This is a genomic window from Streptomyces sp. NPDC001732, from assembly GCF_053596315.1.
Map to the genome: position 1 here is coordinate 433,223 of NZ_JBSFFY010000001.1, position 23,983 is coordinate 457,205.

General features: G+C 72.2%; 21 protein-coding genes. 9 read left to right on the forward strand and 12 right to left on the reverse strand.

Annotated elements, in window-relative coordinates:
• Window positions 1–147: 147 nt before the first annotated feature.
• Window positions 148–2,625, reverse strand: a complete 2,478-nt coding sequence (locus ACWCXX_RS01815) for a SpoIIE family protein phosphatase (RefSeq protein ID WP_451123202.1) — start codon at window positions 2,623–2,625, stop codon at window positions 148–150.
• A gap of 382 nt (window positions 2,626–3,007) precedes the next feature.
• Here ACWCXX_RS01815 and ACWCXX_RS01820 point away from each other — a divergent pair, with 382 nt between their 5' ends.
• Window positions 3,008–3,892 carry a metallophosphoesterase family protein gene (locus ACWCXX_RS01820; RefSeq protein ID WP_451123204.1) on the forward strand — a complete coding sequence of 295 codons (885 nt, stop codon included), beginning with the start codon at window positions 3,008–3,010 and terminating at the stop codon, window positions 3,890–3,892.
• Between the two features lie 4 nt (window positions 3,893–3,896).
• On the opposite strand, the gene ACWCXX_RS01825 is transcribed toward ACWCXX_RS01820, so the two are convergent.
• Window positions 3,897–4,262: a VOC family protein gene (locus ACWCXX_RS01825; protein WP_451123206.1), complete on the reverse strand. Its 366-nt coding sequence runs from the start codon at window positions 4,260–4,262 to the stop codon at window positions 3,897–3,899.
• 133 nt (window positions 4,263–4,395) lie between these two features.
• Here ACWCXX_RS01825 and ACWCXX_RS01830 point away from each other — a divergent pair, with 133 nt between their 5' ends.
• Both ACWCXX_RS01830 and ACWCXX_RS01835 read left to right on the forward strand, forming a co-directional pair.
• Window positions 4,396–4,959: a GNAT family N-acetyltransferase gene (locus tag ACWCXX_RS01830; protein WP_451123208.1), complete on the forward strand. Its 564-nt coding sequence runs from the start codon at window positions 4,396–4,398 to the stop codon at window positions 4,957–4,959.
• A gap of 87 nt (window positions 4,960–5,046) precedes the next feature.
• The gene (locus ACWCXX_RS01835) at window positions 5,047–5,853 is read left to right on the forward strand and encodes an inositol monophosphatase family protein (RefSeq protein WP_451123210.1); all 807 of its coding nucleotides are present in this window, start codon (window positions 5,047–5,049) and stop codon (window positions 5,851–5,853) included.
• 135 nt (window positions 5,854–5,988) lie between these two features.
• On the opposite strand, the gene ACWCXX_RS01840 is transcribed toward ACWCXX_RS01835, so the two are convergent.
• Both ACWCXX_RS01840 and ACWCXX_RS01845 read right to left on the reverse strand, forming a co-directional pair.
• Window positions 5,989–6,906, reverse strand: a complete 918-nt coding sequence (locus tag ACWCXX_RS01840; RefSeq protein WP_451123212.1) for a PhzF family phenazine biosynthesis protein — start codon at window positions 6,904–6,906, stop codon at window positions 5,989–5,991.
• Between the two features lie 218 nt (window positions 6,907–7,124).
• Window positions 7,125–7,898 carry an SDR family oxidoreductase gene (locus ACWCXX_RS01845; RefSeq protein ID WP_451123214.1) on the reverse strand — a complete coding sequence of 258 codons (774 nt, stop codon included), beginning with the start codon at window positions 7,896–7,898 and terminating at the stop codon, window positions 7,125–7,127.
• Between the two features lie 272 nt (window positions 7,899–8,170).
• Between ACWCXX_RS01845 and ACWCXX_RS01850 the strand changes: the two genes are divergently transcribed.
• Window positions 8,171–9,799: an alkaline phosphatase D family protein gene (locus tag ACWCXX_RS01850; RefSeq protein ID WP_451123216.1), complete on the forward strand. Its 1,629-nt coding sequence runs from the start codon at window positions 8,171–8,173 to the stop codon at window positions 9,797–9,799.
• Window positions 9,800–9,874: 75 nt separating this feature from the next.
• Here ACWCXX_RS01850 and ACWCXX_RS01855 read toward each other — a convergent pair whose 3' ends face one another.
• Window positions 9,875–10,930 (reverse strand): Gfo/Idh/MocA family protein, encoded by a 1,056-nt coding sequence (locus ACWCXX_RS01855; protein WP_451123566.1) that lies wholly within the window; start codon window positions 10,928–10,930, stop codon window positions 9,875–9,877.
• A gap of 87 nt (window positions 10,931–11,017) precedes the next feature.
• Between ACWCXX_RS01855 and ACWCXX_RS01860 the strand changes: the two genes are divergently transcribed.
• Window positions 11,018–12,331, forward strand: coding sequence for a multidrug effflux MFS transporter (locus ACWCXX_RS01860; RefSeq protein ID WP_451123568.1), 1,314 nt, complete (start codon window positions 11,018–11,020; stop codon window positions 12,329–12,331).
• A gap of 149 nt (window positions 12,332–12,480) precedes the next feature.
• Here the strand turns inward: ACWCXX_RS01860 and ACWCXX_RS01865 are convergent, their stop codons facing one another.
• Window positions 12,481–13,791, reverse strand: coding sequence for a hypothetical protein (locus ACWCXX_RS01865; RefSeq protein WP_451123218.1), 1,311 nt, complete (start codon window positions 13,789–13,791; stop codon window positions 12,481–12,483).
• A gap of 141 nt (window positions 13,792–13,932) precedes the next feature.
• Here ACWCXX_RS01865 and ACWCXX_RS01870 point away from each other — a divergent pair, with 141 nt between their 5' ends.
• Window positions 13,933–14,928: a small ribosomal subunit Rsm22 family protein gene (locus ACWCXX_RS01870; protein WP_451123220.1), complete on the forward strand. Its 996-nt coding sequence runs from the start codon at window positions 13,933–13,935 to the stop codon at window positions 14,926–14,928.
• A 31-nt stretch (window positions 14,929–14,959) separates the two neighbouring features.
• On the opposite strand, the gene ddaH is transcribed toward ACWCXX_RS01870, so the two are convergent.
• The gene (gene ddaH, locus ACWCXX_RS01875; protein ID WP_451123222.1) at window positions 14,960–15,775 is read right to left on the reverse strand and encodes a dimethylargininase; all 816 of its coding nucleotides are present in this window, start codon (window positions 15,773–15,775) and stop codon (window positions 14,960–14,962) included.
• 251 nt (window positions 15,776–16,026) lie between these two features.
• Here ddaH and ACWCXX_RS01880 point away from each other — a divergent pair, with 251 nt between their 5' ends.
• A complete protein-coding gene (locus ACWCXX_RS01880; RefSeq protein WP_451123224.1) occupies window positions 16,027–16,644 on the forward strand; it encodes a TetR/AcrR family transcriptional regulator in 618 nt (205 codons plus the stop codon).
• Window positions 16,645–16,806: 162 nt separating this feature from the next.
• On the forward strand, window positions 16,807–17,553 hold the full coding sequence (locus ACWCXX_RS01885) for a bifunctional DNA primase/polymerase (protein WP_451123226.1): 747 nt from the start codon (window positions 16,807–16,809) through the stop codon (window positions 17,551–17,553).
• Between the two features lie 122 nt (window positions 17,554–17,675).
• Here the strand turns inward: ACWCXX_RS01885 and ACWCXX_RS01890 are convergent, their stop codons facing one another.
• Genes ACWCXX_RS01890 through efeO form a run of 4 tightly spaced genes read right to left on the reverse strand, consistent with a single transcriptional unit; the run spans window position 17,676 to window position 21,991 of the window.
• Window positions 17,676–18,614, reverse strand: coding sequence for a hypothetical protein (locus ACWCXX_RS01890; RefSeq protein WP_451123228.1), 939 nt, complete (start codon window positions 18,612–18,614; stop codon window positions 17,676–17,678).
• Window positions 18,547–19,530, reverse strand: a complete 984-nt coding sequence (efeU, locus tag ACWCXX_RS01895) for an iron uptake transporter permease EfeU (protein ID WP_389000578.1) — start codon at window positions 19,528–19,530, stop codon at window positions 18,547–18,549. The genes ACWCXX_RS01890 and efeU overlap by 68 nt, the downstream gene beginning before the upstream one ends.
• Window positions 19,531–19,559: 29 nt before the next feature.
• The gene (efeB, locus tag ACWCXX_RS01900) at window positions 19,560–20,834 is read right to left on the reverse strand and encodes an iron uptake transporter deferrochelatase/peroxidase subunit (protein ID WP_451123230.1); all 1,275 of its coding nucleotides are present in this window, start codon (window positions 20,832–20,834) and stop codon (window positions 19,560–19,562) included.
• Between the two features lie 20 nt (window positions 20,835–20,854).
• The gene (gene efeO, locus ACWCXX_RS01905) at window positions 20,855–21,991 is read right to left on the reverse strand and encodes an iron uptake system protein EfeO (protein WP_451123232.1); all 1,137 of its coding nucleotides are present in this window, start codon (window positions 21,989–21,991) and stop codon (window positions 20,855–20,857) included.
• Between the two features lie 310 nt (window positions 21,992–22,301).
• Here efeO and ACWCXX_RS01910 point away from each other — a divergent pair, with 310 nt between their 5' ends.
• A complete protein-coding gene (locus ACWCXX_RS01910; RefSeq protein WP_451123570.1) occupies window positions 22,302–22,958 on the forward strand; it encodes a PhzF family phenazine biosynthesis protein in 657 nt (218 codons plus the stop codon).
• Window positions 22,959–23,029: 71 nt separating this feature from the next.
• Here ACWCXX_RS01910 and ACWCXX_RS01915 read toward each other — a convergent pair whose 3' ends face one another.
• Window positions 23,030–23,692 (reverse strand): biliverdin-producing heme oxygenase, encoded by a 663-nt coding sequence (locus ACWCXX_RS01915; RefSeq protein ID WP_451123234.1) that lies wholly within the window; start codon window positions 23,690–23,692, stop codon window positions 23,030–23,032.
• Window positions 23,693–23,983 lie beyond the last annotated feature (291 nt).

A 23,983-nucleotide genomic window follows, 5' to 3' on the forward strand; every position in this document is an offset into this window, starting at 1 on the left:
AAGGCACCGACGCCCGGCCACGTCGCCGACCGGGCCGACCTGCCGGCCTGGCAGCAGGAGACGGAATCGGACGTCTTCGAGCGCATCGAGCGGACCGTCCGACCCGGAGGCGATGAACCTCTTGCCGGACGGCGCGGGGGTGAGGGGCTACGTCTCCGGGGCCTCCTCGCCCGGGATCTCCGCGCCCGGAACCGGCGTGTCCGGGGCCTCCGCGGTCAGGGGTGGGATCGGCTGTTCGGCCCAGATCGTCTTGCCGCGCCGGGTGTAACGACTGCCCCAGCGCGTGGTGAGCTGCGCGACCAGATACAGGCCGCGGCCTCCCTCGTCGGTGAGCCGGGCCCGGCGCATGCGGGGCTGGGTGGCGCTGGGGTCGGAGACCTCGCAGGTCAGCTGGGCCGCCCGGATCAGCCGGACCTCGACCGGGCCGCCGGTGTAGCGGATGGCGTTGGTGACCAGCTCGCTCAGCACCAGTTCGGTGGTGAAGACCAGCTCCTCCAGGCCCCAGGCGCGCAGCTGCCGGGCAGACTCCTGCCGGACCCGGGCGACGGCGGCCGGGTCGGAGTCCACCGGCCAGACGGCCGTGTTCTCGGGCGGCACCGCATGGGTGCGGGCGAGCAGCAGCGTGACGTCGTCGGCGAGGTGGTGCGGGGGCCGACCGGAAATGATCTCCTGGCCGAGTTCCCGCAGCGGCGCGGTGGTGGCGCCGGGGCGGGCCAGGCGGCGGCGCAGTTCGGCCATGCCCTCGTCCAGGTCGCTGTCGCGCCCCTCGATCAGCCCGTCCGTGTAGAGGGCGAGGATGCTGCCGGGGGCCAGCTCGACCTCGGTCGTCTCGAAGGGCAGGCCGCTGACGCCCAGCGGTGGCCCGGGGTTCAGCTCCACGTACGAGACCGTCCCGTCCGGGGCCGCGACGGCGGGCGGGGGATGCCCGGCCGAGACCATTGCGCAACGCCGGGAGACCGGGTCGTAGACGGCGTACAGGCAGGTGGCGCCGACCGGATCGGCCCAGCCGTCGGAAGGTTCCCCGTCGTCGTCGCCCGGTCGGGTGAGGCCGTGGGGTTCGTCGCGGAGCTGGGAGACCAGGTCGTCGAGGTGCACCATCAGCTCGTCCGGTTCCAGGTCGAGGTCGGCGAGGGTGCGGACGGCGGTGCGGAGCCGCCCCATGGTGGCGGTGGCCCCCAGCCCGTGGCCGACGACGTCCCCGGCGACCAGGGCGACCCGGGCGGAGGAGAGCGGGATCACGTCGAACCAGTCGCCGCCGACGCCGGTGGTGGGGTCGGCCGGCAGGTAGAAGCCGGTCGTCGTCACGGCGACGGTCTCGGCCTGCGCGGGCGGCAGCAGACTGCGCTGCAGCCCGACGGCGGACCGGTGCTCCCGGGTGTAGCGGCGGGCGTTGTCCAGGGCGAGGGCCGCACGTGCGGCGATCTCGCACAGCAGATCCAGGTCGGCCGGTTCGTAGTCGGGACGGCCGGGAGCGCGCCGTACGGTCACCCGGCCGAGGAAGCTGCCCCGGGCCCGCAACGGGGCGGTCATCGACGCGGGGGAGCCGGTGACCGACGGGCCGGTGTCGGCCGGGACCACGGTGGCGACCGGCCCCTCCGGCGCGGGTTCCCCGGCCACGGCGGTCCGGCGCAGTGGCAGCCGCCCGTCCTTGCCAGGGACCGGCTCCTCGCCCGTGAACACCGCCTCCGCGATCTCCACCACGGCGAAGTCGGCCAGTTCGGGCACCAGTACGGCGGCCAGCTCCTCGCCGGTGCCCGTGACGGACAGCGATCCGCCGACGGCCGCGGTGGCGTGGTGCAGGATCGCCAGGCGCTCGTCGGAGCGGCGCTGCTCGGTGACGTCCGTGAACAGCGCGGTGACGCCGAAGACCTGCCCGTCCGGCGCCTGGAGCCGGAACGCCGAGATGGCCATCACCACCCCGCTGCCGGGGTCCTCGATGGTCCGTACCCGCTCCTCCGCCAGGATCAGCGGCCGGCCCGTCCGCAGGACCTCCCTCAGCCGCTGCTCGACCGCCGCGGCGTCGTCGGCCTCCAGGAAGTCGCCCAGGCGCCGGCCGCGCAGGTCCGGCGGGAGACCGGTGTACGGGAACAGATGGGTGTTGGTCCTGGCCAGCCGCAGTTCCTCGTCGAACACGGCGAGGCCCAGCCGGTCCTGGAGGAAGAGTTCCCGGGTGAACGCGCGGTCCTGCCGCCACCGGGAGACCATTCCGGCAGGGGCCCCGAGTACGAAGTACCGCGCCGGTTCCACGGAAGCCCCGCTCCCGCTCCCGGGTCCGGTGTCGAGCCCGAGTCCGGTGTTCTCGGCCGCCAGAGGGAGGACCTGGAAGACGATTCCCAGTTCCTCGCCCCGGCCGGTACGCACCACCGCCTCGCCGGACCGCACGCCCCCGGACCGGGCACCCTCCGGCCGGTCGATCCACAGCCCGGACCGTGCGCCGGAATCCGCGAGCAGCTCCCGCACCGGACGGCCGCGGACGGCGTCGGCGGGGAGCGAGAGCAGCTCCGCCGCCGCCGGGGTCCAGCCGATGATCCGCCCCTCCGCGTCGAGCAGGGCCCCGGCCGCGCCGTCCGCGAACGGGAGGCCGCTGTGCACGGATGCGCCTGGGAGGGTCTTGCCGTCCACCACGTACTCAGCTTCCTTTCACGGTGCTGCCCACGGCGCCGGCCACGGACCTCTCCATCATGCCTCCGCCCGTTCCGGCCGCCAGTCCCGAAAGCCACCCGGAGGCACAGCTTCCGTCGGGCCGGCCGGGCGAAGCGGTGTCAGAACCCGTGCCCCCACGTCGAACTCCCTTCACCTCTCCTGCCAAGCTGAGTGAGCGTACGAGGATTCATGCCCGCCGAGTGCTGGATCATCGAGGCAATCGGGCGAGTTCCTGCGACACACGCGTGACAGCCGGCCCGCGAGCCGGTGGGGGGGGGTCCGGTTGCGGTGGTGGTGGGGCACGGTCTCGTTCGGTGGTTCCAGTCGTCCCGGAAGTCCCAGCCGTACCTCGGAAAGGTTCTGCATGTCCGATCGCGCCGTTGGAAGCCGTGGCTCTCTGCTGGCGGTGAGCGACCTCCACGTGGGGATGGCGGACAACCGCCCCATCGTCGAGTCCCTGCGGCCGGATTCGGACGAGGACTGGCTGATCGTCGCCGGTGACGTCGCGGAACGGGTCGCCGATGTGGAGTGGGCGCTGCGGCTGCTCGCGAGCCGGTACGCGCGGGTCGTCTGGACCCCGGGGAACCACGAGCTGTGGACGCCCAAGAACGACCCGGTCCAACTGCGGGGCCGGCAACGGTACGAGTACCTGGTCGAGCTGTGCCGGAGCCTCGGGGTGACCACGCCGGAGGACCCGTATCCGCTGTGGCGGGGGCCGGGCGGGCCGGTGGCCGTCGCGCCCGTGTTCCTGCTGTACGACTACACCTTCCGGGCGCCGGGCACCACGACCAAGGAGGAGTCCCTGGAGTACGCGCACCGGACGGGGGTGGTGTGCACCGACGAGTTCCTGCTGCACCCCGACCCGTACCCGAGCCGCGACGCCTGGTGCCGGGCCCGGGTCGCGGAGACGGAGCGGCGGCTCGCGGCGCACGACCCGCAGATCCCGCTGGTCATCGCCGGACACTGGCCCCTCGTGCGCGACCCGATGGCCGTGCTGTGGTACCCCGAGTTCGCCCAGTGGTGCGGGACGGAACTCACCGCCGACTGGCACCGGCGCTTCAACGTGGCGGCGATGGTCTACGGCCATCTGCACATCCCCCGCACGACTTGGTACGACGGAGTCCGCTTCGAGGAGGTCTCCATCGGCTACCCGAGGGAATGGCGCAAACGGGGCCACCCCAAAGGGTTGCTGCGGCGGATCCTCCCGTACGAGGTTCCGCACGAGGACGACTCCGGCGGCGCGTCGTGACCCGTCAGCGGTGCCCCAGGACGTTGACGACCCGGCCGTCCGGGTCACGCACGAAGAAACGGCGCACGCCCCCCTCCTCGTCGCTCAGGGGGTACACGATCTCCGCGCCGCTCTCCTTCATGGCCGCGTGGACCGCGTCCACGTCCTCCACCTCCACGCTCATGTCCGGGACGACCGGCGCGGTCGCGTCGGCACCCATGACGCTCAGCTGCACCGAGGGTTCCGACGGAGAGGCGAGCGTCATGATCCAGCCGTGGTTCATGACCTCCCGGAGCCCCAGCCGGCCGTAGAACTCCGCGCTCCGCCGCATCCCTTCGGTGATGGGGACACCGGTGGTGCGAAGGTTGGGGACGACTCTGCGGACGGACATCGACAACTCCTGTCAGGGGACTGGTCACGGGCCTGGTCACGGAATCGGTCGTGGGGTCGAGCACGTGACTGGCCATGGGGTCGTCACGGAACCGACTTCGTACCATCCGGCGGCGGGCATAGGGTGCCGGACTGTGAACAACGAGATACCCGATGGCCGGTTCCTTTCCCGATCCGGCACCTCGGCGTACGCGCCCCTGAGCTTCCGTCAGGCGGGCGAGTCCGACCTGTCGGACCTGGTCCGGCTGCGGGACGACGCGGCGCGCTGGCAGATCGCGCACGGCATCGACCAGTGGAAGCCGGGCGAACTCGGCGTCCGGCACTTTTGGGAGCGGCTGCGCGAGGGCGAGGTCTGGATGGCCGTGCTCGGGCAGGACGGACCCGTCGCCGGGGCCTGGGAACTGTGGTGGGACGACCCGGCCGCATGGGGACCCCGGGCCCCGGACGCGGGCTACGTCCACCGGCTCATGACCGACCGCCGCGTCGCGCCCCCGGGCACCGGACGGCGGATGCTGGCACGGGCGGAGGCCCGGGTCGCCGAGGCGGGCCGCGCGTTCTGCCGACTCGACTGCCTGGCCGACAACGCCCGGCTCCGGGAGTACTACGGGGCGGCGGGTTACGAGACCGTCCGCGAGCACTCGAAGGACGGCGGCCTCGGCCACACCTACAAGGTCACACTGCTGGAGAAACGCCTCTGAGGGCCGCCTCCGACGACCACCTCCGACGACCACCTCCGACGGCCGTCTCTCACGGTCGGCCGGGGACGCGTCGTTACCATGCACGGCATGGTCGACTCCGGTGCGAATCCTGATGATTACGAGGTCGCCGTGGCCGCTGCGCGGGCCGGCGCGGACGTGGTGCGCGGCATGTACGGCCGACGGCTCGACCGTATCGACAAGGGCGACGGGGACTTCGCCACCGCCGCCGACGTGGAGGCCGAGAGGGCGGTCCTCGACGTCGTCCGCGCCGCCCGGCCCGATGACGCGGTGCTCGGCGAGGAGGGCGGACAGCGGCGGGGTGCGGACGACTCCGGACGCCAGTGGCTGGTCGATCCGCTGTGCGGCACGCTCAACTACGCCGTCGGCAACATGCTGGTGGCCGTCAACGTGGCGCTGCGCGGCGGGGCGGCGGCCGTGGCGGACCCCTTCGGCGGCGAGATCTTCTTCACCGACGGGGAGACGGCCCGGGTGCGGCGGGGCGACGGGACCGACGCGCCCCTGGTGCCCACGCCCGAGACCCGGCTGGTGGACGTCAACCTGGATCCGCCGTTCCCGGGCGCGCCCGCGTTCCGGGCCACGGACCTGCTGGCCCACCCCGGGTTCGTCGAACGGTTCCGGCCCCGGGTCGTGTCCACGACGCTGGCCCTGGCCTGGGTCGCGGCCGGCCGGCGCGCCGCGTACGTCACCGACGGCGGCGACCTGTCCGGGAGCGTCCACTTCGCGGCCGGCATCGCCCTGTGCAGGGCCGCGGGCTGCGTGGTCACCGGCGTCGACGGTGTCCCGGTCGAGCAGGGCGGCCGGGGGCTGGTGGCCGCCGCGGACGCCGGGACCCACGAGCTGCTGATGTCGATGATCAACGGCCGGGGCGCGTGACGGAAACGAGGCCGCCCGTCCGGAGGTGCCGGGCCGGAGACGCTCGCCCGGGGCCGCCCGGCCCGCCGTGCCGTGCCGGAGACGGCTGCCCATGGTCATCGGCCCCCGCCCGAAGCCGCCCTCGGGCGGGGGCCGTCAGGCGTCGATCCGGGTTCCCGTTCCGCTCACCCGCACCCGGGGGTCGCCCGCGCGCAGTTCGACCGTGAGGGTGCCGGGGCGGCCCATGTCCTCGCCCTGGTGGAGGGTGAGGACCGTGCTGTCCGGGACGAGGCCCTCCGTGCGCAGATAGGCGCCGAAGGCCGCCGCCGCGGCGCCGGTGGCGGGGTCCTCGACCACGCCGCCGACCGGAAACGGGTCACGGACGTGGAAGACGTCCGGCGCCGCCCGCCACACCAGCTGAACCGTCGTCAGGTCCAGTCGGTGCATGAGGGATTCGAGGCGCGCGAAGTCGTAGGAGAGCTCGGCGAGACGTTCGCGGGCCGCGGCGGCCAGCACCAGGTGGCGGGCGCCCGCGTAGGCGATCCGGGGCGGCAGGGCCGGGTCGAGATCGGCGGTCGGCCAGTCCAGGGCGGCGAGCGCCTCGGCCAGGTCGTCGGGCGCGACCTCCGAGACGTGGGGTTCGACGCTGGTGAGCGTGGCGCGGAACTCGCCGCCCTCCCGGGCGACGGTGACCGGCACCGGGCCCGCGGCCGTGTGGAACACCAGCTCGCCGGGGCCGTCGCGCTCGGCCAGCGCGAGGGCCGTCGCCACGGTGGCGTGGCCGCAGAACGGGACCTCGGCCTTCGGGCTGAAGTAGCGGATGGCGTACCCCCGGCGGGCCGGTGAGCCCTCCCGGCCCGGTGAGCCCTCACCGGTCGACGAGTCCTCGCCGGGCGACTCGTACCGTCCCGTCAGGAACGCGGACTCGCTGTAACCCAGCTCCGCCGCGACGGCGAGCATCGCGGCCTCGTCGAGACCGGACGCATCCAGGACGACTCCTGCCGGATTGCCGCCGTGCGGATCGGCGGAGAACGCGGTGTAGCGCAGGACCTCGGTATCCGAATTCTGGGTCATGCCGCAGATCAACTCCGTCGCGGCCCGGGGCATTCCCCGGCCGGGAGAGTGCCGGAGGCCGACCCGACCCGACCCGACCCGAGCCGAGCCGGGACGGGACGGGACGGGCCGGGACGGGCCGGGTCGCGAGGTGGCCGGGCCGGGGTCAGTGGCAGTCTTGGTGCCCTTGCCCGCCTTCGTCCACGAGCAGGAGTCCTGGAGCTTGCCGTTCGGCTTGATCAGCTGCGCCCCACGTACGGCATCGTCGTCGCCATGACCGTGGCGAACTGCATGTTCGCCTCCAGTGGCAGCTCCGCCATGTGGAGCACCGTCCGGGCCACGTCCGCCGCCGCCATCACCGGCTCGACCGCGAGTTCGCCGTTGGCCTGGAGGGTGCCGGTCCGCATCCGTTCGGTCATGTCCGTCGCCGCGTTGCCGATGTCGATCTGGCCGCAGGCGATCCGGTACGGACGGCCGTCCAGCGACAGCGACTTCGTCAGCCCCGTCACGGCGTGCTTGGTCGTGGTGTAGGCGACCGAGTGGGGGCGTGGCGAGTGGGCGGAGATCGAGCCGTTGTTGATGATCCGGCCGCCCTGCGGGCGCTGCTCCTTCATCAGCCGGTACGCGGCCTGCGCGCACAGGAACGCGCCCGTCACGTTCACGTCCACCACCGCCCGCCAGTCCTCCACCGCGAGGTCCTCGATCGGGACGGCACCCGGGCCGAACGTGCCCGCGTTGTTGAAGAGCAGATCCAGGCGGCCGAAGCACTCCCGTACCGAGGAGAAGAGCGCGGCCACGTCCTCGGGGCGGGACACGTCGGCGGGAACGGTGAGCACCCGGGCGTTCTCCCCGGCCAGCACCGCGGTCTCGGCGAGCGGTTCGGGACGGCGGCCCGCGAGCGCCACCGACCAGCCGGCCCCGGTCAGTGCGAGCGCCACCGCCCGGCCGATCCCGGAACCCGCACCCGTCACGACCGCCGTCCTCGCGTCGGAGTTCAACACTTTGTTGCTCATGGGGTCGCAGCGTACGCCCTTCCTCCATCAGGACAAATGAGGACGCATGGGGTCATATGTGGTCAAGAATGCGCGTGGGGTGGCAGGTTCGGGTCCCGGCCGGGGCGCCGGGAGGTGATCATTACCCGTCCGCGAATGCGCGCTTTGTCCCGTGAACCCGTTCCTGCCGCATTACTCATCCTCCCGACGCCCGATCGACGCGAACACGACAGCCGCTCGATGTGCCGGGCCGGTGGACTGCCCGAATACACCACCAGCAAGGGGAGGGACAGATGACGCACTCATCGCACCGGCAGGAGATGCGCGACGCAGCCAGGAACCTCGGGCGCCGCCGCTTCCTCACGGTCACCGGTGCCGCCGCCGCGCTCGCCTTCTCGGTCAACCTGCCGACCGCGGGCACCGCGAGCGCCGCCGAGCTGGACGCCCGGAAGATCACCGAAGACCCGTTCACCCTCGGCGTCGCCTCCGGCGACCCGCTGCCCGACTCGGTCCTGCTGTGGACGAGACTCGCGCCGCGCCCGTACGAGGCCGACAGCGGACTGCCCCGGGCCCGCGTGCAGGTGCGCTGGGAACTCGCCCGCGACGAGCGCTTCTCCCGCATCGTCCGGCGCGGATCGGCCACCGCACACCCGGAGTTCGACCACAGCGTCCACGTCGAGGTCAAGGGCCTCGACGCCGACCGCGTCCTCTACTACCGCTTCCGCGCCGGGAACTGGACCAGCCCCGTCGGCCGAACCCGCACCGCCCCCGCCCGCGGCGCCCGCAACAGCGTGCTGAGCCTGGCCGCCGTCTCCTGCCAGGCCTACCACGACGGTTACTTCACCGCGTACGGGCACCTCGCCCAGGAGGACGTGGACGTCGTCTTCCACCTCGGCGACTACCTCTACGAGTACGCCGTCGACGCGACCGGCGGCGCCCGCAAGTACACCGACCGCAGCCTCCCCGCCCACTTCAACCGGGAGACGGTCACGCTGGAGGACTACCGGCTGCGGTACGCCCTCTACAAGTCCGACCCCGACCTGCGCGCCGCCCACGCCGCGCACCCCTTCGTCGTCACCTGGGACGACCACGAGACCGAGAACAACTACGCGGGCGGCACCCCCGAGAACGACGTCCCGCCGGAGGAGTTCCTGCTGCGCCGCGCCGCCGCCTACCGCGCGTACTGGGAGAACCAGCCGCTGCGCATCCCGCAGCGGCCGACCGGCCCCGACATGAAGCTCTACCGGCGCCTGCAGTTCGGCCGGCTCGCCCAGTTCGACATCCTCGACACCCGCCAGTACCGCAGCGACCAGGCGTACGGTGACGGCTGGCAGAGGCCCGGACCGGAGTCCGAGGACCCGTCGCGCACCATGACCGGCGCCGCCCAGGAGCGCTGGCTGCTCGACGGCTGGCACGCCTCGCGCGCCACCTGGAACGTCGTGCCGCAGCAGGTCGTACTCGCCCGGCGGCACGACGTCCCCACCGACGCGTTCAAGGTGTCCATGGACGCGTGGGACGGCTACCCCGCCTCCCGGGCGCGGATCCTCCGTGGCGCCGAGGCGGCGGGGATCGACAACCTGATGGTGCTGACCGGCGACGTGCACGTCGGCTACGGCTTCGACCTGAAGAAGGACTTCGACGACCCCTCGTCCCGCACCGTCGGCACGGAGATCGTCGCCACGTCCATCACCAGCGGCAAGAACGGCTCGGACCGGCCCGGCAGCTGGAACAACCAGATGCAGGCCAACCCGCACATGAAGTTCTTCAACGGCCGGCGCGGCTACGCCGTCATCACGCTGGACCAGAAGCAGGCGCGCGCCGACTACCGCACGGTGTCGGCCGTCACCACCCCCGGAGCGCCGCTCTCGACCGCCGCCTCCTTCGTCACGGAGGTGGGCAACCAGGGCCTCAAGCCCGCGTGACCGCCCGGCCGTCGGCCCCGAAACCCCGGAGGTCGGCGGCCGAAGCGTCCGTCGGGGAGAGCGTCGGGGAGTGCGTCAGAGGAGGTCGTCGGCCGGGTAGCGGACGCCGATGCGGTCGCGTACCGCGTCGAGCGTCCGCATCACGGCGAGGGAACCGTCCAGCGGCACCAGCGGCGACTCCGTCTCGCCCGCCCGCAGCGCCCGCGCCACCTCGGCCTGCTCGAACTGCAGACCGCGCAGCCCCTCGCCGGACCCGACGGCCCCGCCCGCCTCACCGGCCCCCATAGCCCCGGTGTTTCCGGCGGTTCGGGCGGTGAACTCCTCGGGGTCGTGCCCCGGCCGGTGCAGCACGAACCGCTCCGGGTGGAAGAAGCCGGGCGGGAAGTCGATCCGCCCCTTCGTGCCGGTGATCGAGGCGGTCCGCGGGGTGTCCGCCACGATCGAGCAGTTCAGCAGTGCCGAGGCACCCGCCTCCGACCAGCCCAACAACATCGCGGTGTGCAGATCGACGCCCTCGGGGGAGAGCAGCGCGTCCGCCTGCACCCGGTCCGGCTCGCCCAGCAGCAGCTGTGCGAACGAGACCGGATAGACCCCGAGGTCCAGCAGCGCGCCGCCGCCCAGCGCCGGGTCGCGCAGCCGGTGCCCGGCCTCGAAGGGGCCCGTGATCCCGAAGTCGGCCTGCACGGTGCGGATGTCGCCGATGGCACCGTCCCGCACCAGCTCCGTCATGCGCCGGACGACCGGATCGCAGTACGTCCACATGGCCTCCATCAGGAAGAGCCCCCGGTCCCGGGCGAGCTTCACCAACTCGTCCGCCTCCCGGGCGTTGAGCGTGAACGCCTTCTCGCACAGCACGTGCTTCCCGGCCTCCAGACAGAGCGCGGCCGCCTCCCGGTGCGCCGAGTGCGGCGTCGCCACGTACACCACGTCGACCTCGTCGTCGGCGGCGAGGGCGGCCCAGTCGCCGTACGCCCGGGGTATCCCGAACCGCTCGGCGAACGCCCGCGCGGAGGCCTCCGTGCGGGACGCGACGGCCACCACCTCCGAACCCGGCAACGACCGCAGGTCCTCGGCGAACGCCGCCGCGATGCCGCCGGTGGCCAGCACGCCCCACCGCACGACCCTGTCCATGCCCGTCATGACTGCTCCCCAGGAAGGTCTCGACCAGTCCAGCTGAGCTGAGAGCATAGATGCGGATTCAACGACATGGAGATGACAATGCCGGAGAGCGGCGCAAGCCGGGCCCAGCAGGAACACACCCACATATCGACCACCGAAACCGGCACCGCGGAGCCAGGGCCCGCCTCCGGTACCGGTACCGGAGCAGCCCGCCGCACCGGGCTCCTCGTCACCCTCGTCCTCGGCGGCCTCACCGCACTGCCGCCGCTCTCCATGGACATGTACCTCCCGGCCCTGCCCGCGGTCACCGAGTCCCTGCACGCCCCCGCCGCGACCATCCAGCTCACCCTCACCGCCTGCCTCACCGGCATGGCGCTCGGACAGCTCGTCGTCGGACCGATGAGCGACCGGTGGGGCAGGCGCGGGCCGCTGCTCCTCGGCATGGTCGTCTACGTCGTCGCCACCGCGATCTGCGTCTTCGCCCCCACCGCCGAACTCCTCATCGCCTTCCGCCTGCTCCAGGGCCTGGCCGGCGCGGCGGGCATCGTCATCGCCCGTGCCGTGGTGCGCGACATGTACGACGGCGTGGAGATGGCCAAGTTCTTCTCCACCCTGATGCTGATCTCCGGCGCCGCGCCGATCATCGCGCCGCTCATCGGCGGACAGGTGCTGCGGTTCACCGACTGGCGGGGCGTCTTCGCCGTCCTCACCCTCGTCGGCCTGGTCCTCACCCTGGTCGTCTGGAAGTGGCTGCACGAAACCCTGCCGCCGCAGGACCGGCACACCGGCGGGATCGGCGACGCGCTGCGCACCATGCGCGGCCTGCTCGCCGACCGGGTCTTCACCGGCTACATGATCGCGGGCAGCCTCGCCTTCGCCGCCCTCTTCGCGTACGTGAGCGCTTCGCCGTTCGTCATGCAGGAGATCTACGGGGCCTCGCCGCAGACGTTCAGCCTGCTCTTCGGCGTCAACTCGGTCGGCCTGGTCGTCGTGGGCCAGATCAACGGCAAGTTGCTGGTCGGCCGGGTCAGCCTGGACAAGGTGCTGGCCTTCGGACTCTCGGTCATCGTGCTGGCCGCCACCGCGCTGCTGCTGATGACGTCCGGGGTCCTCGGGGACGTGGGCCTGGTGCCGGTCGCGACCGGGCTGTTCGTGCTGATGTCGGCGATGGGGCTCGCGGCGCCGAACACGAACGCCCAGGCCCTGATGCGCACGAAGCACGCCGCCGGGTCCGCCTCCGCGCTGCTCGGCACCTCGTCGTTCCTGATCGGCGCCGTGGCCTCCCCGCTCGTCGGGATCGCGGGCGAGGACACGGCCGTTCCGATGGCCCTGGTGCAGCTGGTGTGCGGGGTGGGCGCGATGGCCTGCTTCCTCGGGATGTGCCGGCCCTGGCAGCGGACGGCGACGTCCTGATACGGGCCTCGTGACGCGGGGCGACGGGCCCCGGCCCGGCGCGCCCGTGTTTCCGGAGAGCCGGACGGGGTTCCCGGGAAACCGGACGGGCCGGACGGACCGGGTGCACCACCCGGTCCGTCCGGCCCGTCACGGGCCGAAGCGGACCCCTACGAAGCCGACCTCGGGTAACCGATCAGGTGCGGGCGGTCCTTCTCGTCCGTCCAGCGGAACAGCCCGACGCCGTCCGCCGTCTCCGCGCCCGGCAGCCGCACGTTGGAGGGCAGGGCGCCCGTCGAACCGCTGCGGACCGCGACCGCGACGGGGGAGCCGCCGCCGGCCAGGACGTCGGCCGCGTTGCGCGCGCTCGTCGCGCCGTACGCGACGCCCTCGTCGTTCACGGACGCCAGCGTCAGCGGCTTCGTGCCGTCCGCCCCCTCGAAGCAGAACCCGCGCTTCGTGGCCAGGTCGAAGGCGAGCGGCCCGGCCACCAGGTAGCTGCCCGACGGGGCGGCGATCAGCTGCGGGTACTGGCCCGGCTTTATCGCGGGCTTGCTGCACTGCACCGAGGCCAGCGTCTTGCCCGACTCCACGTCGTGCACCGCCCACAGGTCGTGGGTGGTGGCGCGCTTCGCCTTCTTGTCGAGCTGCCACTTCGCCAGGACCAGGCCGGGGATCACCGAGGTCGGGATTCCGCTGACCCGGTCCGTCCCCTTGGGCGCGACGTTGCGGCTGAACCAGCCGCCCTGCACCCAGAACTCCCTGGACCCGCTGGCCAGCAGCCCCTTCTGCGTCAGCCCGCGCACCTCGGTGAGCTGCTTGCAGGTCTTGCAGCCCTTCGGGTACTTCAGCGCCGAGGCCGCGATCTCCGCCACCCGGCCGGTCACCGGGTCGACCACCATGCTGTTGGCCCGGCCGTCGCTGATGAGGATGCCGGGGCCGGTGGCGGAGACCGTCGGGACGGAGGTCCACGGCACCTCGACGCGCCGCCGGGAGCCGTCCTCCACGTCGTAGACGTCCAGCGAGACGATCGTGTCGGCGGGGGTCAGTGCGTTCTCGCCGACCTTCCCGTACGCCCACGTCACGAAGTACTCGTGGTCGTCCACGGTGACCTGGAGGAGACGCGGGAAGTGCTTCGGGGACGGGGGCCGCCAGGTCTCCCCGTGCCAACCGGGCCGCCCGGTCTTCGAATCGATGGTCCGCAGCTGGTACTTGCCCTCCGACTCCCGCACCAGATAGGCGAGACGGCCGGTCGTCCGGGACAGCGCGTAGTCGGGAGAGGTCCCGATGAGCTCCCAGCCGTTTTCCGTGGTGTACGCGGAGGGGACGGTGAGCTGGGTCACCTCGGTCCGGTTCTTCCTGGTCGATTCCTCCGGCGCGTCGTTGTCCTTCTCGCCACTCCCACACGTGGTCAGCAGAAGAAGCATGACAAGCACGAGTACTCCGCCGACCAGAACCAGGCGCACGATCTTCTGTCTCATGGTTCCCCTCGATGGGTAATCCCGACCTCGCGGCGGTCAGCGTAGCAACTTGTGCAGGCATCGCGGCAGTTCGGATTCCGCGCAGTTCTACGCGGATAGCGGGGCGGCGCCGGGTGCGTCGTCTTTGCCTACAATTCGTCGGTGAACGCCACCCTCCCCATTGCGGAAACACTGCGTGCGGCGCTGGCCGGACTGCTCGACGGCCTGCCGCCCAGGCAGGCGTCCCAGGCCGTCGACCGGCTCATCGCCAACTACCGAGGCACCACTCCCACCGACGCGCCGGTGCTCCGCGACCGCTCCGACGTCGCCGCGTACGCCGCGTACCGGATGCCCGCGACCTTCGAGGCGGTACGGTCCGCTCTCGCCGCCCTCCGGGAGGCGGCCCCCGACTGGGCACCCGCCACGCACACCGACGTGGGCGGCGGCACCGGGGCGGCGAGCTGGGCCGTGGCGGGGGCCTGGGAAGGGACCCGGACGACGGTGCTGGACTGGTCCGAGCCCGCACTCGCCCTCGGCCGCGAGCTGGCGGAGCTCTCCGGCGTCCCCGCCCTGCGCGCCGTCGAGTGGCGCCGGGCCCGGATCGGCGAGGGCCCCGGCCTCGCCGCCACGGACCTGGTCACCGTCTCCTACGTGCTCAAGGAACTCACGGCGGACACCCGGGCCGCCCTCGTGGACACCGCCGCCGCGGCGGCACAGGCGGTCGTGGTCGTCGAGCCGGGCACCCCCGACGGCTACGCCCGCGTCATCGAGGCCCGCGACCGGCTGATCGCCGCCGGTCTGACGGTCGCCGCACCCTGCCCGCACAGCGACGCCTGCCCCATCGAGCCGGGCACGGACTGGTGCCACTTCTCGGCCCGGGTCAGCCGCTCCTCGCTGCACCGGCAGGTCAAGGGCGGCTCACTGCCGTACGAGGACGAGAAGTTCAGCTACGTCGTGGCGACCCGCTTCGGGGCCCGGCCCGCCCGGGAGCGGGCCATCCGCAAGCCGCAGATCCGCAAGGGGCAGGTGCTGCTGGACCTGTGCACCCGCGACGAGGCCCTGCGGCGCTCCACGGTCACCAAGCGGCACGGCGAGCTGTACCGGGCCGCCCGGGACGTCGCGTGGGGCGACGCGTGGCCGCCCGGCGAGAACGACTGAGGGGCCGCCCGCCGACGGGCGGCCCGCCCGCTCACCCCCGTAGCTCCTGCGTGCAGCACTTCACGCTGCCGCCGCCCTTCAGCAGCTCACCCAGATCCATCGGCACCGGTTCGAAGCCCCGCGCCCGCAGCGGGTCGAAGAGCCCCGCCGCGCCCTGCGGCAGCAGCACGTGGAGCCCGTCGCTCACCGCGTTCAGACCGAACGCCGCGGCGTCCGCCTCCTCGGCGATCAGCGCGTCCGGGAAGAGCCGGGCGAGCACCGCGCGGCTGCCCGGCGAGAAGGCGCCCGGGTAGTACATGACCTCGTCGCCCGCGTCGTCCAGCACGGACAGGGCCGTGTCCAGGTGGTAGTAGCGCGGGTCGACCAGATCGAGCCCGATCACCGGGCGCCCGAAGAACTCCTGCGCCTCGCCGTGCGAGAGCGGGCTGGACCGGAAGCCCCGCCCGGCCAGGACGTACGACGAGGTGACCGCGAAGTCGCCCTCGCCCTCGTTGACGTGGTCCGGTTCGTGGATCTCGGTGAAGCCGTTGGCCCGGAACCACTCCCGGTGGGCCCCCGCCTCCTCGTACCGCTCCTGGTACGCGAACCGGGCCCCCAGCACCCGGCCGTCGACGACGGTGGCGCCGTTGGCGGCGAAGACCATGTCGGGCAGGTCGGGGCGGGGCGTGAGCAGCTCCACGGTGTGCCCGAGGGCGCGGTACCGGTCGCGCAGGTCCTCCCACTGGGTCTGGGCCAGGGGGAGGTCCACGGGCTTGCTGGGGTCCATCCAGGGGTTGATGGAGTACGTCACCCTGAAGTGCGTGGGAGCACACATCAGGTAACGGCGGGGTGTGGCTTCACGAGGCATGCATGCTCCTCACGAAAGGCAGGGGTCGCCTGCCGGGACAGCGCACGGGTGTGTGCGTGGGTGAGCCCATGATCCGCTCTCCGGGCCCCCGCGAACAGTGATCCGATCGGGTGTTTCCGCCCGGGATTCGGGGACGCTCCGGGACGAACGGGGACCGGGTGGTGAGGACCCGCGGCCTCCGGTTCCGTGCCGCGAGGAGACGATACGTATCGCCTCGTTCCGTTGCCGGGAGGGGCACTAGATTGACCGGCATGACAGAGAACCGGACGCCCGACTCCAGTCGCCGCAGCGAGCGCTCGCGCCGCGCGATCCACGACGCGGCGCTCGGCCTGGTCGGCGAGGTGGGCTACCCGAGGACCACCATCGAGGCCATCGCGGCACGGGCCGGCGTCGGCAAGCAGACGATCTACCGCTGGTGGCCGTCCAAGGCGGCCGTCCTCCTGGACGCCTTCGTCGCCCTCGGTGAACGGACCGCCGGGCAGGCCGAGGGGGAGGCCGCACCGGCGCTCCCGGACACCGGTGACCTCGCCGCCGACCTCAGGACCGTCCTGCGGGCCACCGTCGACGAGCTGAACGACCCCGCCTTCGAGGCACCCACCAGGGCACTGGCCGCCGAGGGGATCGTCGACCCGCGGCTCGGCGCCGAATTCGTCCAGAAACTGCTCGCCCCCTCGCTCCAGCTGTACGCCGAACGGCTGCGCGCCGCCCAGGAGGCCGGGCAGGTGCGCGCCGACGCCGACCCGCGGATCGCCCTGGAGCTCCTCGTCGGCCCCCTCACCCACCGCTGGCTGCTGCGCACCCTGCCGCTCACCCACGAGTACGCCGACGCGATCGTCGACCACGCCCTGCGGGGCCTGCTGCGCCCCTGAGCCCGTCCCGCGATCCCGAGGCGCACCCGTCATTTCATGACAAGAAGAGGCATAGCGCCCCGATCGTGCCCCGGTTGTCCGCACCCCGCTTCGGAAGTCCGGCCACTCGGGGCGCAGGATGGTGGGACCATGGGTAGGGGCAACACTCGGGTAAGGGGATAGATGGGCGCCGATTTCGGCCGTAATCGCGGCTCAGAGAGCAAGTTTTCCCAATGGCTTCGCCGCCGACCCAAACCGCACCAGAGCGAGGTCGACGACACCGCCCGGGAGGCGCTGCTCCTGGCTGTCGCCGAAGCCGGAATGCCGATCGCGCCGGCCGCTCACCCGGTCGGGTACCGATGTTCCTGCGAACGCATCGGCTGTCCCACGCCCGCCCGCCATCCCGTCTCCTTCGCCTGGCAGACCCAGTCCACCACCGACCGGGCACAGATCGAGCGCTGGGTCCGCGGTCAGCCGCAGGCCAACTTCATCACCGCGACCGGCATGATCCACGACGTCCTCGACGTGCCGCTGGCCGCGGGCGAGCAGGCACTGGAGCGGCTTCTCGCCGCGGGCGTCGACGTCGGCCCCGTCGCCCGGTCCGGCGACGACCGGATGCTCTTCTTCACCGCCACCCGGGGCACGCCCGAGGACGAGGACGAGTGGTGGCCGTGCGAGCTGGACTGCCACCCCGAGACCATGGACGAACACCCCGGCATGCGATGGCACTGCCGGGGCAGCTATGTGCTCCTGCCGCCGGCCAGGCTGCCGGGCGAGCTGGACGTGCGATGGGTGCGGGGGCCGGAGCACCCGCTGCCCGACCCGCTGACGCTGCTGGAGACGCTCACCGATGCGTGCGCGCAGTACGCCGACGCGGCGGACCGCAGCGAACTCGACCACGACGCGATGGCCTGGCCGCCGCGCCGCTGAGCCACCGGCCGGGCGGGCCGGGGGACGTGCCGAAACGGTCCGGCATGCCCCCGGGCGGGAACGCGGTACCAGGGCGCCCCGCCGGGTGGCGCGGGCCGGCCCTCAGGACCGCCCCGGACCCGCTACGAGCCCTTCGCCGACGTCAGGCCGGGCAGCCGGTGCAGCATGACCACCTTGCCGTCGTCGGCCGTCGCGCCCTTCTTCGGGACGTACACCAGCTGGCTGGAGACCCGCTCCTTGGTGAGGGTGGACTTCACCTCACCGGTCAGCAGCGCCGCCACGTCGTCGTTGACCGGCGGGCGCAGCCCCTCCGCCGCGGTCTGCCGCTCGAAGTGCTTGCTGCTGAAGAAGACCAGCGCCCCGCCGTCCTTCGTCCGCAGCGCGAGCGGGGCGAACATGCCGCTGTTCAGCGGCTGGTCGATGTACTGGTACGAGAAGCCCGGCCGCCGGGTGTTACGGCGGGCGTCCCGCCAGCCCGAGGTGGTGCCGCCGGGGGCGAAGACGTCCGGGGTGCCCTGTTGCAGGTAGTCCGTGTACTGCTTGCCCAGGTCCTTCGGCGCCACGGCCAGTCCGGCGGCGTCCGCGGCCACCGGGGTGGCCCGGCCCTCGCCGTCCTTCGCGAGCTCGGGCAGCCGGGAGGAGGGCACGACCGACAGATAGGCGGCCCTCCACCCGGCGCCGGGCCCGGACTTGACGAAGACGAGCAGCCAGCGGGTGTCCCGGTTCCCCTGGTCCTGGTCGCGGTTGGAGTCGGTGTCCGCGAGGAACCACCGGGGCCAGCCCGCCTTCTTCGGGATGACGTACGTGGCGTCGGTCAGCTCCAGCGGCCGGTGCTTCGGATTGCCGTCCGGGTTGTTCTTCTGCCGCGCCTTCAGCCCGGCCTGGTTGATCGCGCCGAGCGGGCCGGTGACCCGGTCCGCGTCCAGGGCCGGGTCGTACGCCTTGTCAGCCGCGTTGTACGCGGTGGTGAAGTCCTTCAGTGCCTGCGCGGCCTCAGACCTGGTTGCCGTCGGCACCACTTCCAGCTCGCCGTGCACCGTCACGCACCCGCTCGCCGTCAAGGACAGCACCGTCGCCGTCGCGAGCCCCGTCGCCAGCCGAATCGGCCTCAGGCTTCTCATCCGTTGCTTTCCGCGCCTTCTGATCCGTCGCCCCTCCGGAGGGGGCCCCTGACCGTCCGAACCCTACCGGGGCGAGGAACAGCGCGAGCGTGGGTATCAGATACAGCGCCCACACCGTGACCTGGAGGACGGTCGGGTCGGGCTGGAAGTTGAACGTGCCCTTCAGCAGCGTGCCGTACCAACTGTCCGGCGGGATCGTGGAGCTGATGTCGAACGCCCGGTTGTGGAGGCCGCCGACGAACTCGGCCTCCTGGAGGTCGTGGACGCCGTACGCGAGCACGCCCGCGGCCACGACCACCAGCATGCCGCCGGTCCAGGTGAAGAACTTCGACAGGTTGATCCGCAGCGCGCCCCGGTAGAACAGCCAGCCCAGTACGACGGCGGCCGCGATCCCGAGGAACGCGCCGATCATCGGATGCCAGCCGTCGTCCGCCGCGTGCACCGCGCGCCACACGAACAGCGAGGTCTCCAGGCCCTCCCGGCCCACCGCGAGCAGCGCCGTGGCGACCAGGGCGCCGGTGCCCATCGCGAGCGCCGCGTCGAGTTTGCCGTGCAGCTCCGACTTCAGGTGCCGCGCGGTGCGCCGCATCCAGAAGACCATCCAGGTGACCAGGCCGACCGAGACGATCGACAGCGAACCGCCGAGCGCCTCCTGGGCCTTGAACGTCATCTCCTGCGAACCGAATTCGAGCCCGGCGCCGAACGCCAGGCTGATGACGACGGCGATCCCGACACCGGTCCAGATCGGCACCAGCTTGTTCCGGTTGCCGGTCTTCACCAGGTAGGCGATGAGGATGCAGACGACGAGGCTGGCCTCGAGGCCTTCGCGCAGGCCGATCAGGAAGTTGCTGAACACGTCCTGGTTCTCCTTTCCGTTTCGACCTGTTAAGAGAACAGCGCCCGGCCCCACCAGTCGTCCTTGTCGCGGACGCCCGGCGGGACGGCGAAGTGCGCCGAACCCACGTGCTGGATGTACTCGTTGAGCGCGTCGTGCGCCGCGAGGCGCCGCTGGATCGGGATGAACGCCTTGCGGGTGTCGCGCTGGTAGGCGATGAAGAACAGCCCGGCGTCGAGCCGGCCGAGGCCGTCGGTGCCGTCGGTGAAGGAGTAGCCGCGGCGCAGGATCGTCGCACCGTCGTTGCTGTCCGGGTGGGAGAGCCGCACGTGCGCGGTCGGCAGCATCGCCTTCAGGAACGGCTCGTCGTGCTCGGAGGGCTTGCCGACCGGGGCGCCCTCTCCCTTGTCGCGGCCGAAGACGTCCTCCTGCTCCTGGAGCGAGGTGCGGTCCCAGGTCTCGATGTGCATCCGGATGCGGCGGGCCACCAGGTAGGAACCCCCGGTCATCCAGTCCGCCCGGTCCTTCTCGCCGACCCACACGTGCTTGTCCAGGGCGGCGGTGTCGGTGCCGGAGATGTTCCGGGTGCCGTCCTTGAAGCCGAACATGTTGCGCGGGGTCTGGGCGTCCGGCGTCGTGGACGAGGTCTTGCCGAAGCCCAGCTGGGACCAGCGGATCGCGATGCGGCCCATGCCGATCCTGGCGAGGTTGCGGATGGCGTGCACCGCGACCTGCGGGTCGTCCGCGCACGCCTGGACGCAGATGTCGCCGCCGCTGCGGGTCGCGTCGAGGTTGTCGCCGGGGAACTTCGGCAGGTCCACGAGCGCCGTGGGCCGCCGGTCCTCCAGGCCGAACCGGCCCTTGGCGAAGAGCGAGGGGCCGAAGCCGACGGTGAGCGTGAGCCGGGACGGCTTGAGCCCCAGCGCCTCGCCCGTGTCGTCCGGCGGCGCCTCGGCGAGGCCGCCGTACGCCCCGTCGCCGACCGCGTGACCGGCCGTCATCCGCTCGGCCGCCCGCGTCCACTCCTTGAGCAGCGCGACCAGTTCGGCGCGGTCCTTCGTCGTCACGTCGAACGCGGCGAAGTGCAGCCGGTCCTGCACGGCGGTGGCGATCCCGGCCTGGTGCGCGCCGTGGAACGGCACCGCCGCACCGCTGTCCGCGGCCGGTACCGCCGTGTCGCCGGACCGCACCGCGGCGACCGCGCCACCGGCCGCGACCGCACCGAGCGCGAGCCCGGCACCGCCCCAGCCGAGCAGCGCCCGGCGGGACGGGGCGGGGCCGGAGCCCTGTGCCGGGGTTTCGTCGGCCTGTGCCTGCTGGGACATGAACAGAGCCCTCCCGCTCGTTACTTCGTGACCGCGGCGGCGAGCCGGGACAGCGGCTCGGCCAGCGCGTTGACCGCGTCCGACAGCTCCTTGCGGTCCGCCTTGCCGACCTTGTCGTACGAGGTGAAGTCGTAGGAGTTCTTGTCCGCGCGGTACTTGTCCAGCAGCGTGTTCAGCTCGGCGAACCGCTTGTCCAGGGAGGCGGTCAGGGCCGCGTCGTTCTTGGCGGCGATCGGCTTCAGCAGCTCGTAGGACTTCTGGGCGCCCTCGACGTTGCCCTTGAAGTCGACCAGGTCGGTGTGGCTGTACCGCTCCTCCTCACCGGTGACCTTGCCGGTGGCGACCTCGTCGAGGAGCTCCTTGGCGCCGTTGGCCATCGAGGTCGGGGTGATCTCCGCGGTGCCGACCCGCTTCTGCCAGTCGAGCAGGTCCTTGTAGAGGAGCGGGGCGAGGGCCTTCTCCTCGGCGCCCAGCTTCTTGTCCTGCCACAGCGCCTTCTCCAGGCGGTGCCAGCCGGTCCACTTCTGACCGTCCTCCAGGCCGTCCTCGCGGATGTCGACCTTCGGGTCGATGTCGCCGAAGGACTCGGCGACCGGCTCGGTGCGCTCCCAGCCGAGCCGGGAGTCGGCGTAGAGCTTCTTGGCGGTCTCGATGTCACCGGCGGCGACGGCGTCCGTGAACTTCTTGGCCTTCGGCAGCGTCTCGTCGGCCTGGGCCTGGACGTAGGTGCGGTACATCGCGACCGCCTTGTCCATCTCGGGGCTGCGCTTGACCGCGGTGCCGCCGGTGACCTCCAGCTTCTGCCGGATGCCGTGCCCCTTCATGCCGGGCTTGCAGGCGATCTCGTACGAACCGGCCTTGATCTCGGCCGTGATGTTCGCCTTGGTGCCGGGGCCGATGTTCTCGCGCTCGGCGACGATGCGGTCGTCCGGGAAGAGGACGTAGACCTCGGTGACCTTGGAGCCCTTGTTCTCCACGGCCAGTTCGATGTGACCGGCCGGCAGTTCCTTCTTCGACACCTCGCAGGCGTCGTCCTTGGCGACGACCCGCACGGCGCCGTCGCCCTTGCCGTCGCTCTTCTCTGCGCAGCCCGTGACGGCGGTCAGGGCCGCCGCGGCCGCGGCGGCGGTGACGACGGAGAAACGAACGGCTCGCATACGGGCTCCACGAAGGCTGAGGGAGAAGGGGAGAAGATCGGACAAAGGCAGGTGAGGCAGACCTAACTTAACCGAGGCTTACTTGACCGGTACCCACCCGTGCAGTGATTCAGCTCTCATCCCCGGGGGTCGGGAACGGAGTGATCACGGCCGCCCCATGGAACTCCCATGAAGTGGTCAAGCGGAGGTCAAGTGCTTCTGGATTCCGTCCGGTCGGTCCGGCTGGGGCGTGTTTCGGAAGTGGCGTCGTCCGCCCGGCCGGCACCCGGGCGGATGCTTGAATGCGCGGGTGAGCGACAGCGACTTCGAGATGCCCGCGGGCATCGACGTACTACGGGTGTTCTGCGGCCCCGACGGCAGGCACGGCAACGCCCTCGGGGTCGTGCGGGACGGCCGCGCGTACCCCGACGAGGCGTCCCGGCAGGAGCTGGCCCGCCGGCTCGGGTTCAGCGAGACCGTGTTCGTCGACGACCCCGAGCGCGGGCACCTGGACATCTACACCCCCGGGCTCCGCCTCCCCTTCGCCGGACATCCGCTCGTCGGCGCCGCCTGGCTGCTCGACCTGGAGATCCTGGAACTGCCGGTCGGGGACGTATTCGCCCGCCAGGACGGGGAATTCACCTGGATCACCGCCCGCCCCGAGTGGGCGCCGCCGCGCCTGCTGGAGCGGTACGCCTCCGTCGCCGAGGTCGAGGCGCTGACCGGGCCCCCGCCGGGCGAGGGCTGGTTGTACGCGTGGGCCTGGGAGGACGAGGCGGCGGGCCGGGTCAGGGCGCGGGCGTTCCCGAGACGCGACGACAAGATCGTCGAGGACGAGGCGACGGGGGCGGCGGCCCTGCTGCTCAGTGCGCAACTGGGGCGCGCCCTCAACATCATTCAGGGGTGCGGCTCCCAGCTCCTCACCGCCCCCGCCCCCGACGGCACGGTGGAGATCGGGGGCCGCGTCGCACTGGCCGGCCGCGGCTGAGAACGCGGCGGCGCGGCGGACGCGGGCGGTCGCCGTGCTCCGGCCGCCCCGCCCGCCGCGCCGCCGGAACGCTACGCGCTGAGCGGGAACGCCTCGCCCAGCTCCCGGAACACCGCCGTGTTCAGCGCGAACGCGCGCTTGCACTCGTCGACGACGCGCTGCTTCTCCAGGTCGTCCGCGGTCAGCCGGTCCAGCAGTTCGCGGTAGTCCCGCTTGAACGAGGCGGGGTTGGGGATCTGTTCGAAGACGTAGAACCGGACGCCGTCCCCCTTGCGCGCGAAGCCCCAGGTGCGCTCCGCCCGGTCGCGGATGATCTGGCCGCCCGAGAGGTCGCCGAGGTAGCGGGTGTAGTGGTGCGCGACGTACCCCGCGGGCCAGGAACGGGCGCACTCGGCGACCCGGGCGGCGTACGCGGCGGTGGCGGGCAGCGGCTCCAGGCCCGCGCGCCAGTCGGCGCCCCGCAGATGGGCCAGATCCCGCTCCAGTTCGGCGGTGCGCATCAGCTCGGGCCGTATGAACGGCCCGGCGACCGGGTCGGTGCGCAGCGCCTGCGCGCCTTCCTCCAGTGCCCGGTACACGAACCACAGCTGCTCGGTGTAGCGCGTGTACGCGTCCACCCCCAGCCGCCCGCCCAGCAGGTCACCCATGAAGGACGAGGTCTCCGCCTCGGTGTGCTGCTGGTGCGAGGCGGTGCGGATGAGCGTCGAGAAGGGCGTGGCGGCGGTTGCGTCCAAGGCGGGCCTCCGGGGACCGAGGGGGGACGGGAAATCCGGGAAGAGACGGAAATGCCGGCGGCGGCCCCTGCGCGGCAGCGGCTGTCGACCTCCCCGATCCTTCTGCTTAGGCTTACCTGAGTCAATGGCTTCCCGACGTTCTGTCGGTAAAGTTTCCGACAGGCTGTCGGTAAAAATGATACGCCTGGTTCCGTCGGTGGGGGAGGGGACCGGGGCTTCGCGGGAGGGCACGCGAAAGCGGCCGCCCGGGGGCGGCCGCTTCGAGGGCTGTGCGACGGGTGCCGTGCTTAC